Source organism: Pseudomonas sp. BNK-30 (genome assembly GCF_047456185.1).
Classification (GTDB): domain Bacteria; phylum Pseudomonadota; class Gammaproteobacteria; order Pseudomonadales; family Pseudomonadaceae; genus Aquipseudomonas; species Aquipseudomonas putida_E.
Genome location: NZ_CP179904.1, coordinates 2,085,090 through 2,100,646 on the forward strand (window position 1 = coordinate 2,085,090; position 15,557 = coordinate 2,100,646).

Consider the following 15,557-nt stretch of genomic DNA (forward strand, 5'->3'; position numbering starts at 1 on the left):
ATGATTAGCCATTCCATCGCCCTTTCTGGCCCCCATGTTATTGCCCAGTTTCGTAGAGCACCACCCCAGGGGATCGATTTCTTGAATAGGATTTTCAGCGTACGAATATATATTCAAGCCGCCTGCCAAACCTATAGGATCCTGCGTCAAAAATCGGCCAACATTAGGATCATAGAACCTGAAAGTGTTGTAATGCAGCCCCGTTTCGCTATCAAAGTACTGGCCCTGGAACCGCAGATTCTGCTCGACCTCACTGATCTTCAGCTGCTCAATCGCCCCCCAAGACCGATACGTCGCCTGCCAGACAATCTCGCCCTGACTATCAGTCAGCTCCAGCGGCGTACCGATCTGATCGGTATGGAAGTAATAGACCTTCTGCCCTTCCCCTTCCGCCTGATCCACCCGCGCCAACGGCGCATAGCTACCCGGCTCATAGAGATACAGAATGCTCTGCCCCGGCGTCTCCTCACGCAACATCCTCAGCCCTTGCCAGAGGAAATGCTTCTGCTCCGTCGCGCCTTCGATTTCAGCGGTTTTGGCAATCCGCCGCCCCAGGCTGTCATAGCGATAAGTGCCCGAACTTTCCAGCTTGCCGTTGACCAGCGTTTCGGCACGCACCAGCCGGTTCTCACAGTCATAGGCAAAACTCTGAAGCTTGCTATGCCCCGAGCGCTTCTCGATCAGGTTGCCCCACGGGTCGTAGCGATACTATTGTTTTCGCCAGCGGTTGATACAGTTGATCTTGTCTAACTTCCGCTAACACTGCAGGTTTGCGATCGACTGCCTTAAATACATCTAAGACCAATCGGACGCCAAAAAACAATAAACAGCATTCGCACTTAGGTCTTTCCACTCCTCTGCTACATGATGAGCCTTACATGGCTAGGCGGTCTCAGTGACCAAGTGCAACACCCGAGGTAAGGTGCTGCATGACTACTCACTACACCCACTTGACCATCGAAGAGCGCGTAACGCTAATGATCATGCGTATGCAAGGCGCCTCGCTGCGAGCCATCGCCCAAGTTCTTGGGCGCCAACCCAGCACGCTGAGTCGAGAGGTGCGGCGCCAGTCGCAGCCTGGGCACTATGACGCCAGCACTGCCGGTGCTCGAGCCCGTGCCCACAGACACGTCCCGAGGCGCAGCAAGATTCTTGCCCCTGGTTCTGAACTGTTCCAGGTCGTACACAGCATGTTGGCCAAGGGCTGGTCTCCTCAGCAAATTGCCGCCAGACTCAAGGACTACTGGCCTGATAATCCTGAGCGGCATGTGAGTCACGAAACGATCTACCTGACAATCTATGCATACCCACGCGGCGAGCTTAAGCGTCAACTCATTGGTTACCTGCGCCAGGGCGACAGCAAGCGGCGTACTCGCAGCACTGCGCCAGCTCGGCGCGAGCGCTATCCAGCTGAACAGAATATTCGCTACCGGCCTGAAGAGGTCGAAGGTCGACAAGTGCCAGGTCATTGGGAAAGCGACCTGATCATGGGCGCGAACAATCGCTCGGCAGTAGCGACGATGGTCGAGCGCACGAGCCGTTTCGTGATCCTGGCCAAGTTGGATGCGCCCACCGCAGACGCCGCGCTAGAGGGGATGACGCGAGAACTTTCGCGGATGGCACCGGCGCTGCTGAAAACCATGACCCATGACCAAGGCAGCGAGATGGCCAAGCATCAAGAGCTGACAGCTCGTACGGGAATGAAGATCTACTTCGCTGACCCGCACAGCCCTTGGCAAAGAGGCAGCAACGAGAACACGAACGGCCTGCTCCGGCAGTACTTACCCAAGGGCACCGATTTGTCGCTGGTTAGCCAGGAGCGGCTGGACGAGATTGCCGACTTGCTCAACACCCGACCTCGTCAGACATTGGGCTGGAAATTCCCTGTTGAAGTGTTGACGGATCATCTGCAACTGCTGGCAACCAATCGGCTCAACATTATCAACTGACTGTTGCACTTGGAACCTGAGGCCGCCTACTTGGACTTGTACGTCGCATCGATGATGGTATGCGGCAAACCATCTTCGCCATTGAGGTATTCGGTCAGGTGGCCAAGGGCATCGGTTTCGGCGAGCAGGTTACCCTTCTCGTCGTAGCGCGCCTGCCAGGTGCTGCCGTCCGGGTAGGTGACCTTGGTTACCAGGGTGGTCAGGTGGAGGTATTCGTAGGCGATGGTGCGGCCCAGCGGGTCGGTCTCTTCGAGCAGGCGGGCGTATTCGTCGTACTTGAAGCCCAACTGGTTGCCGTCCGGCAGGGTCAGGCCGACCATGTTGCCGAAATCGTCCAGGTCGATGGCGTAGCGTTAGCCCCTGTAGTCAATAGGCCATGTATTAAGGGGGCCACATGCCCCCATAAAATACTCAATGTTAAAGAACATTAGGTTTAAACCTAACCACGGATCGTAGCGGTACTCCCGATCCGACCACCGCTTAATCCGGTTGTCCTTGACCTTGTATCCATCACATCCCACAAGAAACTAGTTGGCATTGGTGTGTTCGGCTCCGCATGCCATCATATTCTCGGCCGGAGGTTTAGTTAGAGACAGATAATCGCTAGCGCCACTAGAACCACCACTTAATGGGTCTCATCAGCCGAACAACAACCGCTGCAATCTTTAAGCTGGTTTAAAATATGCGTCTTCAAAGAGTCAGATCGGCTTATTTTACCTCAGCACTTACCACCAACAGCCCACGGACGTACTGCAGGATTTCTGGCTTCAACTTAACGACTTTACTCTATCGAACCCACTCAACTCCGACCAACATCAGTAGCATAAGAAGAAAGTGAAGAATGCAAGCCCGAGATTCGCTTTCGCATTAGGAACTTTTGAAGGTCAGATCTAAACAAGAAAAGCGCGAGCAGGTGCCGTTTAGGGGTAACTAATCCGAGTCAGCGTTATTGGAGCAATAATCGTAATTATCGCTTTTCACTAGATCGATCATACCTAGCCCTCTCTAACACCGTCGATTTATGCAACCAACATAGATCAGATGAAGTTCCCTGCACAGAGCCAGTTCAGTAGATCCAATCCAGACCTTTTCTGCCTCCTGAGAGCCAATTTATCTATAATAGATGACGCAACTGCTACCTCTCCAGTTAACGCAGCAGACTCATCATAATTAGGATCGATATTATAGTTGATTACATCTATATTTTCCATAGCCATGGAAATAGCGCTTTCGAAAGCTTCTACCCCCCCCTCAAAGACAAACTCCAATAGATACTTCAATGCAATAAATAGATTCTGGGCGTATGCCCCTTCTTCCTCCGGAAACTCGTCAGTGTCCGGAATCTTCGACTCAACGCGCTCCACCAGTTGTACTGCTGCTAAATTGGTATTGGCACAAGCGACCACCCCCTCCTTGAACACCTGAGTCAAATCTTCGTCATAACAAGCATCGAACTGCTCGATCAGCCGCAACTGCCTATATAAATAAGCAGCTCCAACTATAGCCTTCTCATTATCAGACAAGCCAGAAAATCTCTGTAGAATACTGGCACTTCCAAAAATCACACCCCACTGCATGTCGAGCCTCCAATACGCTTCCTACTTTTCCTACCTGTTGTATGGGTATTGGTCTTTACATTATGCTCTTTCATTAAATGCTCGCAATCCAAACACACGCCTCGTGATGCGTCAATAGTCGTTGCCCCCTTGCCTGCCTTGATAATAGTTTCTTCAGCGTGCCCGACCCCGCTCACCACTGATATCCCACGTTGCTGGGCCCACTCCCTTTGTATTCTTGGCACAGTTTTATCACTTGAGGAGATAAACATGCCACCATCTTTATCAAGCCCTATAGCGGTTGTCTTAAATTTCTGGGCAGTCTTATCTAGTAGATCATGGGCTTCTCTAACCAGTGCTAAAAGCTCAGACAAGCCCAAAGGATCTATCCACCCAACAGGGTTTACAGCATACGCATAAAAGTTAACACTACCAATTAAGCCTATGGGATCTTGTGTAACAAATCGTCCAGTGTCAGGTGAGTAGTACCGGAACGTGTTGTAGTGTAGCCCTGTTTCTGAGTCCGAATATTGCCCTTGAAGCCTTAGATTTTGTTCGATTTCATTGACCGTCATCTGCTCGATCGCACCCCAAGACCGATAACTCGCCTGCCAGACAATTTGGCCCTGGCTATCGGTCAACTCCATCGGCGTACCAATCTGGTCAGTATGGAAGTAATAGACCTTCTGCTCGTCCCCTTCCGCCTGGTCAGCCCGTGCCAACGGCGCATAGCTACCCGGCTCATAGAGATACAGAATGCTCTGCCCCGGCGTCTCCTCGCGCAGCATCCTCAGCCCTTGCCAGAGGAAGTGCTTTTGTTCCGAGGTGCCGCCGATTTCAGCGGTTTTGGCAATCCGCCGCCCCAGGCTGTCATAGCGATAAGCGCCCGTACTTTCCAGCTTGCCGTTGACCAGCGTCTCCGCCCGAACCAGCCGGTTCTCACAGTCATAGCTAAAGCTCTGCAGCTTGCTGTGCCCCGAACGCTTCTCGATCAGATTCCCCCAAGGGTCGTAGCGGTACTCCTGATCCCGCCAACGCTTGATACGGTTGTCCTTGACCTTCTCCAACTGCCGCGCATTGAAGTCCAGGCGGTTGGCGGCCGGGTCATAGCGGAACTCTTCGCTGCCCACCAATGATCCGGTGCCCGCTGCCGTAATACAGGTGGTTGACCTTGCGCCCGTCCGGCAAAGTCAGGGTGGTCAGGTTGCTTAGCGGGTCGTATTCGTAGCCGAGCACGCCCTGTGGGGTGATTTCCTGGGTCAGTCGGCCCAGCAGGTCATAGGCGTATTCGAGTTTTTCTTCGGTGATGCCGAGTTGTTTGCCGATGCCGCTGGGTTGCCGCTGAATGCTCAACAACCGGTCGACTTCGTCGTATGCATAATCCTGACGGGCATCACGGTTGAGCTTGACCATCAGCCGGCCAATGGGGTCGCGTTCGAACAGCGTTTCGCGTTGTGGCTGTTCACCGTTCTCGCCGTAACCAATTTCATCCAGCCGGGTAAGATGGCCGCCGTCGTTGTAGGTGAAGCGCCGCGTCAGGTTGTCCACCCGCACTTCTTCCACCAGCCGGTCCGACGCATCGTAAGCAAAGCTGTACGTCGCGTTGTTCTCGTTAACCAGCGCGGTAAGGCGTATGGCCTTGTCGTACTCGTAGCGAATCCGCTGACCTTTGGCATCCTGGCGGCTGCTCGGCAGGCCTCGGGCTGTGCGCAGCAAACGCGTGGTCTGGCCCTTGCCATCGGTATGGGTCAGCACCTGGCCGTACGGGTTGTAGGTAAAGGTCTCTGCCGTACCGTCCGGGTGGTTGACCTTGACCACCTCCCCGTCCGGTTTGCGTTCCAGCGTGGTGGTCTGGTTCAGCGCATCGGTCACGGCCACCAGGTGCTGGCGGTCGTCGTAGCGGTAATAGGTGTTTTTACCCGAACAGTCCTGATACCGCTCGACCTGGGCAAGGGTGTTCCACCACAGGTACTTGGACTTGTACGTCGCATCGATGATGGTGTGCGGCAAACCATCTTCGCCATTGAGGTACTCGGTCAGGTGGCCAAGGGCATCGGTTTCGGCGAGCAGGTTGCCCTTGTCGTCGTAGCGCGCCTGCCAGGTGCTGCCGTCCGGGTAGGTGACCTTGGTTACCAGGGTGGTCAGGTGATGGTATTCGTAGGCGATCGTGCGGCCCAGCGGGTCGGTTTCTTCGAGCAGGCGGGCGAATTTAAGATGGGCTGGGACCTACGCCCCAGCCTTTTTACGCTCATTTTTAAAGAACCACTTTCTACAGCAGTAAACTTAGGAGCAAAAAAATGCAGAGCGACACACACTTCTTATTGCAAATTTCAAATATTCAAGCCAAAGCACTGCCAGACTTGTCTAGCCTCTCAAAAAAAGATCAGCATTATTCAATTACATCCACCATTTTGGGTCATTAGCAATTCAACCAAGCCGGATTGAATCTGAAAAATTGTTACGATGACTATCAGCACATGCAAAGGATAACTTAATTACCCCGCATTCAGCAGCGTATGACATTTGATAATTACCTGGAGCAAGATCAATAAAAGCCCCCTGTATAGCATCAGAAATATCAGGTTCTAAATCTCCTCCCGTGGTATCCTCGCCCGCGCCTATAAATACACGCCCGGAGGGGACTGACAAGAAGAGGCTACCCAGTGCACCAGGCAAGTCATCAAGAACTTTTACTACGTACTTTCCATCCTCAACGAGATTTAAAAAGGCTATATTACCTTCATTCATCTCATAAATCTCATCGCGTTGGATACTCCACCAATCAAACGTATCGCTCATACGGTGGCGAATTGCGCCAAGATCAAATATCGCCAATGTTGCAGTATCTGTAATCACCGAGAACTCAGTAGTCATAGTTACTCCCAAATAATCTCACTAATAATGTCACCAGGCTTAAGGCCAGCCCGCCTCCCAGCACCTTTCAATGAACTTCCAACACTTTTATTAATCGTTTCATTGAGCATTTGCAGCCGTTGGGTTGCAGATCCGCCAACAATCAAATCAACAGGATGATCAGCATTGAATTTAGTTAAGTCAGGTGCTTTACCAAACATTCGCTCGTATCGATCACTCACCGCCTTGCGATACGAACCTTGCAGAGAAGAAATCCTGACATCGTGTGTGCCTGGGGACCAAACAAGCTCTCCCCTTTTCACAGCTCTGTTAAGCGCATTTTTCTTTTTCATAAACTGTTTTTCAAAAAACGTCCTTTCCACGCTAGAAAGCTCGGAGTTAGACAACGCTTTAGGTTTATTTACGGTTAGAGCAGTGGAGCATGTCAGCCCCAGCGGGTCAACCCAATTCTGAGCATTGGGACCGTATTGGTAAAGATTGAGACTCCCCGCTAAGCCAATAGGATCTTGAGTTACAAACCTTCCGGCTACGGAATCGTAATATCGAAAAGTGTTGTAATACAGCCCCGTTTCGCTGTCGGAATATTGCCCTTGAAATCTCAGATTCTGCTCGATTTCAGTGACCGTCAGCTGCTCAATCGCTCCCCAAGAGCGATACGTCGCCTGCCAAACAATCTCACCTTCGCTGTTACTTAACTCTAATGGCGTCCCGATCTGGTCCGTATGGAAGTAGTAGACCTTAGGATCTTGTCCCTCCGCCTGATCAACACGAGCCAGCGGCGCATAACTGCCTGGCTCGTACAGGTACAAGATGTTCTGCCCCGGCGTCTCCTCACGCAGCATCCTCAGTCCTTGCCAGAGGAAGCGCTTCTGCTCCGTGATGCCGTTGATTTCCGACTGCTTGGCTACCCGTCGACCCAGGCTGTCATAGCGATACGAGCCGGTGCTTTCCAGCTTGCCGTTGACCAGCGTTTCGGCACGCACCAGCCGGTTCTCACAGTCATAGGCAAAACTCTGAAGCTTGCTATGCCCCGAGCGCTTCTCGATCAGGTTGCCCCACGGATCGTAGCGGTACTCCTGATCCCGCCAACGCTTAATGCGGTTGTCCTTGACCTTCTCCAACTGCCGCGCATTGAAGTCCAGGCGGTTGGCAGCCGGGTCATAGCGGAACTCTTCGCTGCCTACGAGGGAACCAGTATCGCGGCTGTGCAACTGGCCGTTGGCTTCGTATTCGTACTTAATTTCGCCACGCAATTTGTCGAGGGTGCGTACCAGTTCACCTGCCGGATCGTACTGGTAGCGACGGTGAATCGGGTTGTAGGCGTGCTCCACCAGCAGTGAGGTGTTGATGCCGGGGTTCTGCACTTTCGACAGCTTTTCTGCAGGCAGGGTCGACGCAAACTGCCACGCCTTGCGCCCCATAGCGTCGTAGCCAAAGCAACTGGTGAGCTTGCCCTGCGTGCGATACACCTCGCGGTGTTTACCCGAACAGTCGTCGAAGCGCTCGACCTGAGCGCAGGCATTCCACCACAAATACTTGGACTTGAGTTTGCATCGAAGATTGGGGCGGCAGGGGGAACTGGCTGTTACAATACGTGATCAACGCACCCAAGTCGTCAACTTCGCGGCAGCATCCGGACGGATACTGCCGATCATTAAAAATTTGTAGTGGCTGAACGCTCAGCCACTACCTGCATAAGCTCTTAAAGAGCAACCTACAGGCTCAAAATAATACGCGACCAAGCAAGAAGTCAACCAATGCTATCAGCAATTACTTACCCATAAAAATAGTCTATAAAACGAGCAGCATTATCCTCACCTAGAATAGGAGCAACTTCATCATTCAGCATCGTGAGAAATATGCTACTAACGCCCTCATCATCAGAAAGATCAAATATGTTGAACCGACCATAAACTATATCTACCAATCTCGAAAGCGCCAATATAAAGTCGGCCAAAGAGTCAGCAACCTGGAAAGATTCTACGACATCATAACTTGCGAAAACCGGAGTTTTTTCAACATCAGTGACAGCGATGATTGGCTTGCCGCCGCCACTATCATCCATTATGACCAGATCTTGATGTGACCAGTCATCGCTCAAGACCACACCCTCGGCGGTATTGACCCAACGATAGCCAAGCTGCGCTTTCTTTAATGAAGCTATATCAAACATCTTAAGAGGAGTAAGTCCCGTCTCAATCCGCACACCACAAGGCTCATATTCATCATAGAAAATGTCAGTTTCAATAGAACGAGGAAGCTCAGAAGGCCAATTAGACCCAGCGGCATGTGACGCTCGATAACCACCATCAATCTGGTATTTATCATGCACCAAGCTCAATTCCTTCAGCGCATCTCTGATATCACTCATTGCAGCCTCCAATAGTTACCCGCAAGACCCCTTTGTTGCACTTCTAAGGCGGTCGATCAGGCGCCCTTTTCCGGGATTCTTGTAGTTTCCGCGATGCCCCTGACCGGCATTCAAGTGCTCATCTATTCCGCTTGGATGGTTGGCATTCTGAAGGAATACAATATTCCTTGGATCACCTTTCCATGCTTCACCTAACCGACCATTACCTTCAACACTATTCCTCGAGCATTAGTCGTGAGCTTCGCTGTAATGCCGCCAGTGCCTCGCCCTATTCTGCCAGCCAGGCTCAGCAACAGATGCGCCTGCGCCGCAAGGCGTGCCGACCTGCGCGCAAGCTTGAACCAGGTGGCGAACTGTTCGATCTGGTGGCCTACCTGCTGCGACAGCGCTTTTCTCCTCAGCAAATTGCCGGCAAACTCCGACGCATGGAATTCCCAAAGCTTGAAGACGCTTACGTCTGCCGCGAAACGATCTACAACGCCATCTATGCATTGCCGGTGGGTGAGCTTCGCAAGGAGCTGATCATTTGCTTGCGGCAAGGTAAAACCAGTCGTCGCCCCCGCACTGGCGGGGTAGACCGCCGTGGCCAAATCCCTGATCTCGTCAGCATCCATGTTCGTCCGCCTGAGGCCGAAGATCGTCTGACGCCCGGCCACTGGGAGGGCGATTTGATCAAGGGCAAAGCCAATGCTTCTGCGGTCGGTACGTTGGTAGAGCGCAGCACGGGCTACCTGATGCTGATCAAGATGCATGACGCCACAGCGACTTCGGCGGTCGAAGGTTTCAGTGCCGCCTTGAACCGCATGCCTCTGGCAGCGCGTAAAACGTTGACCTATGACCAGGGCCGGGAAATGGTGCGTCACGCCGAGATCACCCAGCGTACCGGAGTGGCTGTTTACTTCTGCGACCCGCATAGCCCCTGGCAGCGCGGCAGCAATGAAAACATACGGCCTGATTAGGCAGTACCTGACCAAGGGCACCGACTTGTCTGGGCATAGCCAGGAGCAGCTGGATGCCATTGCGTATGAACTGAATATTCGGCCGCGCCAGCGTTTTGATTACCAATGCCCAATCGAGATATGACGCAGATGATGGCTCGGCATCATGAGAGCCCATCCTTAATTCAATGAAGCCCGGTGTTGCACTCAGCCTTTGAAATCGCCCCTTTGGCATTCTGGCGGCTGCTGGGCAAACCGCGGGAGATAAGATGCAGGGGGCTGCCCAATTGCGGTACTGCGCAGCAGCAAACACTCGCTACTTAGTTCAAAGGCGGCTTATATAGCAGTAATCAAAACTTACAATTTTAAAGAATACGCCTCATGAAAAACAACCACCTCCACAAGACTTCCCAACACGCCACGCTTTCCAGAGCTCAAAATTTCTTCACGCATCAGCCACTAAACATAAGTTCTTTGCCATCTCCGACCATCTTGCAGATCTCTTCTGCTAACCTTACATTCATTACCCTCCATAGTGAGAGTCAATTTAAAGGAAGCGCGCAACCCTGTTTTTTTTCTGACAATGACTGAGACCGAATTCCCATTATCTTCACACACCTCAATTTCATCACTTCCAAGATCATACTCAGGAAATCTGCCGCAAACCGTATTTTCTACCCGATCATAGTTCCTACCTTCCTCTACAACATATTTATTAAAAATCAGCAAAAGATCATTTTTCATACTCTGCTCCAGACCCTCGCCTAAGGAATCATCCGAAAAAGCCGCCAAACTTTTTGTGTATCCGGATGACTCCCACTCATACATAGCGCGCATGAATCCCACCAGTGCATCTCGATATTCATATCGCAAGTTAGTTACTGAATATTTTTCCATCTAGCAGCTCACCATTTCTGAACACGTTATAGAGGACCTTAGTAGGCCTTGTGCCTCCGGCACCATATTTAAATATCAATTCAACATCAACCGGGCCATTATCAAATACATCTTTTGCAATTTGCTTTTCAAAATCTCGGAACAACCCACGGTTCACCTTTGAGAGCTGAGGGAACACACCGCCCTTGCCTCCAGAACCGCCCAAAAGCTTCCCAATGATGTGGCCTGCATCGTCGTCTGAATTACCCAGCATACGCGCCCAAGCACGTGATGATTGGTTAGTTGCAGTACCAGTTTTTAGGTCTCCTTTGGTGATCCTAGCTGTGGCTTTAAGCGGCTGACCTGCTACTCCACGGGTTACATTCGTTGATACGCACCATCCTAAAGGATCAAGCCAGCCGCCAGGATTAGGAGCAAAACTATAAAGGTTGTCTCCCCCTGCTAGCCCTATTGGGTCTTGAGTTAAAAAGCGAGCCACCTCCGGATCATAGAAGCGGAATGTGTTGTAGTGCAGATGAGTCTCTTCGTCAAAATATTGCCCTTGAAAACGCAGGTTCTGCACGATTTCATCGACAGTCAGATGTTCAATCGCCCCCCACGAACGATATATGGCCTGCCAAACGACCTTACCTTCGCTGTTGCTCATTTCTAGGGGCGTGCCGATCTGATCGGTGTGGAAGTAGTAGATCTTCTGCTCTTGTCCCTCCGCCTGATCAACACGAGCCAACGGTGCATAGCTGCCCGGCTCATAGAAATACAGAATACTCTGCCCAGGCGTCTCCTCACGCAGCATCCTCAGCCCTTGCCAGAGGAAGCGCTTCTGCTCCGTGATGCCGTTGATCTCCGATTGCTTGGCTACCCGCCGCCCCAGGCTGTCATAGCGATACGTGCCGGTGCTTTCCAACTTGCCATTGACCAGCGTCTCCGCCCGAACCAGCCGGTTCTCGCAGTCATAGCTAAAGCTCTGCAGCTTGCTATGCCCCGAGCGCTTCTCGATCAGGTTGCCCCACGGGTCGTACCTGTACTCCTGATCCCGCCAACGCTTGATGCGGTTGTCTTGGACCTTCTCAAACTGCCGCGCATTGAAGTCCAGCCTGTTGGCGGCCGGGTCGTAGCGGAACTCTTCACTACCTACGAGGGAACCGCTATCACGGCTGTGCAACTGGCCGTTGGCTTCGTACTCGTATTTGATTTCGCCACGCAATTTGTCGAGGGTGCGTACCAACTCCCCAGCCGGGTCGTACTATTAACGGCGGTGAATCGGGTTGTACGCATGCTCCACCAGCAACGACGTATTGATGCCGGGATTGTGCACTTGCGACAGCTTTTCCGCTGGCAAGGTCGACGCAAACTGCCACGCCTTGCGCCCCATGGCGTCGTAGCCAAAGCAACTGGTTAGCTTGCCCTGCGTGCGATACACCTCGCGATGCAGGTCATCGCGTTCCATATCGCTGATGACCTGGCCGTCCAGGTTCAGCTGGTGCAGGTGACCGCTGCCGTAGTACAGGTGGTTGACCTTGCGCCCGTCTGGCAGGGTCAGCGTGGTCAGGTTGCTGAGCGGGTCGTACTCGTAGCCCAGCTTGCCGTTGGAGGTTATCTCCTGCGTCAGCCGGCCGAGCAAGTCGTAAGCATATTCCAGCTTTTCCTCGGTGACCCCGAGCTGCTTGCCGGCACCCGTCGGGTGGCGTTGAATGCTCAGCAGCCGGTCGGCTTCGTCGTACTCGAAGGTTTGGCGTGCATCGCGGTTGACCTTGGCCAGCAAGCGGCCAATCGCATCGCGCTCAAATACGGTATCGCGCTCCGGGCGCTCGCCGTTTTCGCCATAGCCGATTTCGTCCAGGCGAACCAGATTGCCGCCAGCGTCATAACTGAAGCGCCGGGTCAGGTTGTCCACCCGCACTTCTTCACTCAGGCGGTCCGAGGCGTCATAGGCAAAGCGGTAGGCTGCGCTGTTCTCGTTGACCAGGGCGGTCAGGCGCAGCGCTTTGTCGTACTCGTAGCGAACCCACTGCCCTTTGGCATCCTGGCGGCTGCTGGGCAAACCGCGCGACGTACGCTGCAGCCGTGTGGTCTGGCCTTTGCCGTCGGTGTGGGTGAGCACTTGGCCAAGGGTGTTGTAGGTGAAGCTCTCTGCTGTGCCGTCCGGGTGGTGGATGCACAGCACTTCTCCATCCGGCTTGCGCTCCAGCGTGGTGGTCTGGTTCAGCGCGTCGGTGACGGCTATCAGGTGCTGACGCTCGTCATAGCGGTAGTACGTGCTCTTGCCCGAGCAGTCTTCAAAGCGCTCGACCTGGGCGAAGGTGTTCCACCACAGGTACTTGGACTTGAAGTTCGCATCGATGATCGTGTGCGGCAGGCCATCCTCACCGTTGAGGTACTCGGTCTTGTGGCCAAGTGGGTCGATCTCGGCAATCAGATTGCCCTTGCCGTCGTAACGAGACTTCCAGATGCTGCCATCGGGGAAGCGGGTTTCAGTTACCAGTGGCGTGGCGAGGTGGTGTTTGTAGCTGATCTTGCGGCCCAGTGGATCGGTTTCCTCGACGAGCCTGCCAAAGTCATCGTACTTGAGCCCAAGGCGATTGCCGTCCGGCAAGGTGAAGCCGATGATGTTGCCGGACGCATCGAAGTCCATGCCGTAGCGCTCGCCGCCAAAGTCGCGGCTGGCGACGACGCGGTTGTCTTCGTTACAGCGGAGACCTGGTACCCAGAGCATATTTCAACTCAGTTACTCCATCATCAAATACGCGCTCACTACATGCTAAAGGTTCCACGCTCGCGATGATTTTCATTTCCAATTAATCTATATAGCTCCTCATGTAACGGTAGTGGGTGCTTCTGCCCGTGCGGTCTTAGAAGTGCTTGACCTTGCGAAATCAACCCCACGGAGCATATACAAATCCCTCATCAATTTTCTCAAAATAGAGCCCTATGAAACTATTTTTTAAGTATGCCTCTCTAAACACAGAAGAACAGACCATTTGTTTCAATTCTTCACAGTAGAATAAATCATACTCTACATCTGATCTCGGGGAAAACCTATCTATTCGAGCATATAATGGCAACATATGTTGGCGCTCGCTTTCTGGGCGCAAAAGTCCGTCACCCACCAATTCAAAAGTAGATCGATCAACATCTAGCAATGAACATCTACTAAGGACGCAGAAAAATCTATAATCCTTTTTAGGCTTCGCAGAGCCGCGAAGCGAAATCATCACAGGAATGCTCAGAAACTTACAATGAAAATTTTCGCACATTCGAATGAATTCCGATGACGCGAGATACTGCTCAAATATCACATCGACGTGAAGATTATTCAAGTCGGCTTTCATTTCATAGGAGCTTGAAAAATCCAATACGTCAGGATTCGCAATTACTTGATTGAACTCCGGCAATTCCGGGATCCACTTCTCATCAAAGAAAAGCGGAACATCGTCGCCTTCCGCAGCACTGAGCAGATAAAATTCTTTCATAAGAACTCACAGCAACCTAAAAGAGATGGATCGGTCTTAAACAGCCCGTTTTGAAGCCCGGAGCTCGCCCAGCTTTGAATATTTTTAACACCCAAAACCAGGGGCCGTCGAGGGTTTACCAGCGTTAATGGCAGGTCAGGCCCAGGGCATTACTGTGGCTTGCCATTACGCCGTCTGCGTAGCTGAAGCTGCGCACGGTGTCGCCGTTGCGGTTGATCACCGTGCTGAGCTGTCCGTGTTCGTCGTAGCGGTATTGAGCCAGGGTTTCCACGGCCTGCTTGTTGACCACCCGTTAGACCGGTCAGACGGCCCTCAAGAAAAATGGAAGCGAATGAAACAAAGTCGGCACCCGCCTCCGGTTCAACAATTTTAAAGATCGTCACTCAAGTATTTAATCAGCAGCTGAGCATCACTCTAAATCGACACCGAGACTCAAAGACTTACAGGAAGTGAAGAAAATAAAAACTTATACCATCGCAACTCATTTACCAGACCATCATCATCAAGCTACAGACAGGGCCAATACTGCATTCGAGTTTAAATTTCGCCCATGAAATAATTCAAAACGCCACGCCAACAATATAATTCAACTCACCTCAAAAAGCTCCTTAACATCTTCGTCGCCCATCTGCTCATAAGGAGGCAGGCCTAAAGAATCATTCTCTGATATTTTTTTCTCATCCTCATTTACATCAATACTTTTCAAGTCGAATGGTGGAGTACCAAACACAAACCTCAACCCATCTACTTTATCATCATTTTCTCCTTTCGCATTGCCGATCACAGACCATTCCCCCTCTCCCATTTCCAACAAGGAGAAAGTATCTAATATAACCGGGAATTTTTTTATTTTTTTTATGACAGATAACCCCTCACTGGGCGACGCAGCAGTCTCACAATAAATTTCAGAGACATAACCCAGCTCTATCTTTCTTATCAGCCTCGCAAACCCATACTCATTCTCATCAATCTTAAAAGCAAGGATATCGCCCGAAGTATATTTGATGGTTTTATTTTTGCGCACTAAAGCATCCTCACATTTATCTGAGCCAGTTTCCATATCATCAAACAAGCCGGGGCCATTAACCTTGAGAGATAACTCAATCATATAACGTACTTCACCAAGCGCAGGACGTCTACCCAAGGATTCGAGATAAAGCTCCTGAAGCTCCTCCATCAGCTTCCCAATTCGGTCTAAAGGAATATCTCCGACAACTAATTCGTTATTTCCGGGCACATTCCACCATCCCATCATTAACCTCCTCAACAGGCAACGGCGCTCGACGTTGACTTCTTACCACCGAGACTAGATGTCTTTTCATTGTAGCTATTTTCGAAATATTGCTGTCGACTCGCTGATCTTGTTTTGCTTTGATGATCATAAGAGTTGATTTTGTTGCCTCTATTGCTATCCGATATTGCCTCACCTACAACACCAGTTTTAGTTCCATGATGCTCAATATAGGCTTGCTCATAGCCACGCGCCTGCCCGTAGGTTACAT

The 15,557-nt window shown here is 51.7% G+C and carries 8 protein-coding genes and 6 pseudogenes; 2 read left to right on the forward strand and 12 right to left on the reverse strand.

Features of this window, described 5'->3' with window-relative positions; translation table 11 throughout:
* Positions 1–56: 56 nt before the first annotated feature.
* A pseudogene (locus tag ACMGGN_RS09765) lies at positions 57–732 on the reverse strand (RHS repeat domain-containing protein); the annotation flags it as partial.
* A 197-nt stretch (positions 733–929) separates the two neighbouring features.
* On the opposite strand from ACMGGN_RS09765, the gene ACMGGN_RS09770 reads away from it, so the two are divergent.
* Entirely contained in the window at positions 930–1,949 is a 1,020-nt protein-coding gene (locus ACMGGN_RS09770) for an IS30 family transposase (RefSeq protein WP_414156714.1), read from the forward strand.
* Between the two features lie 29 nt (positions 1,950–1,978).
* Here the strand turns inward: ACMGGN_RS09770 and ACMGGN_RS09775 are convergent.
* From ACMGGN_RS09775 to ACMGGN_RS09800, 6 genes and pseudogenes are all read right to left on the reverse strand, one after another.
* Positions 1,979–2,302: pseudogene (locus ACMGGN_RS09775) on the reverse strand (hypothetical protein); the annotation flags it as partial.
* A 684-nt stretch (positions 2,303–2,986) separates the two neighbouring features.
* Complete coding sequence (locus tag ACMGGN_RS09780) at positions 2,987–3,526, reverse strand: hypothetical protein (RefSeq protein WP_414156715.1); 540 nt, start codon at positions 3,524–3,526, stop codon at positions 2,987–2,989.
* Positions 3,511–5,716, reverse strand: a pseudogene (locus ACMGGN_RS09785) (RHS repeat-associated core domain-containing protein); the annotation flags it as partial. The gene ACMGGN_RS09780 and the pseudogene ACMGGN_RS09785, both read right to left, overlap by 16 nt.
* Positions 5,717–5,932: 216 nt before the next feature.
* Positions 5,933–6,379, reverse strand: a complete 447-nt coding sequence (locus tag ACMGGN_RS09790) for a DUF6386 family protein (protein ID WP_414156716.1) — start codon at positions 6,377–6,379, stop codon at positions 5,933–5,935.
* A 2-nt stretch (positions 6,380–6,381) separates the two neighbouring features.
* Positions 6,382–7,857: pseudogene (locus tag ACMGGN_RS09795) on the reverse strand (RHS repeat domain-containing protein); the annotation flags it as partial.
* Positions 7,858–8,153: 296 nt separating this feature from the next.
* The gene (locus ACMGGN_RS09800) at positions 8,154–8,750 is read right to left on the reverse strand and encodes a hypothetical protein (protein WP_414156717.1); all 597 of its coding nucleotides are present in this window, start codon (positions 8,748–8,750) and stop codon (positions 8,154–8,156) included.
* A 221-nt stretch (positions 8,751–8,971) separates the two neighbouring features.
* On the opposite strand from ACMGGN_RS09800, the pseudogene ACMGGN_RS09805 reads away from it, so the two are divergent.
* Positions 8,972–9,880: pseudogene (locus ACMGGN_RS09805) on the forward strand (IS30 family transposase); the annotation flags it as partial.
* A 267-nt stretch (positions 9,881–10,147) separates the two neighbouring features.
* On the opposite strand, the gene ACMGGN_RS09810 reads toward ACMGGN_RS09805, so the two are convergent.
* The 5 genes and pseudogenes from ACMGGN_RS09810 to ACMGGN_RS09830 form a co-directional block, all read right to left on the reverse strand.
* On the reverse strand, positions 10,148–10,585 hold the full coding sequence (locus ACMGGN_RS09810) for an NTF2 fold immunity protein (protein ID WP_414156718.1): 438 nt from the start codon (positions 10,583–10,585) through the stop codon (positions 10,148–10,150).
* A pseudogene (locus tag ACMGGN_RS09815) lies at positions 10,563–13,271 on the reverse strand (RHS repeat-associated core domain-containing protein); the annotation flags it as partial. The gene ACMGGN_RS09810 and the pseudogene ACMGGN_RS09815, both read right to left, overlap by 23 nt.
* 187 nt (positions 13,272–13,458) lie before the next feature.
* Positions 13,459–14,055, reverse strand: a complete 597-nt coding sequence (locus tag ACMGGN_RS09820) for a hypothetical protein (RefSeq protein WP_174141382.1) — start codon at positions 14,053–14,055, stop codon at positions 13,459–13,461.
* Between the two features lie 124 nt (positions 14,056–14,179).
* Positions 14,180–14,344 carry a hypothetical protein gene (locus ACMGGN_RS09825; protein WP_231386198.1) on the reverse strand — a complete coding sequence of 55 codons (165 nt, stop codon included), beginning with the start codon at positions 14,342–14,344 and terminating at the stop codon, positions 14,180–14,182.
* A 297-nt stretch (positions 14,345–14,641) separates the two neighbouring features.
* Positions 14,642–15,310 carry an Imm26 family immunity protein gene (locus ACMGGN_RS09830; RefSeq protein WP_231386199.1) on the reverse strand — a complete coding sequence of 223 codons (669 nt, stop codon included), beginning with the start codon at positions 15,308–15,310 and terminating at the stop codon, positions 14,642–14,644.
* Positions 15,311–15,557: the final 247 nt, after the last annotated feature.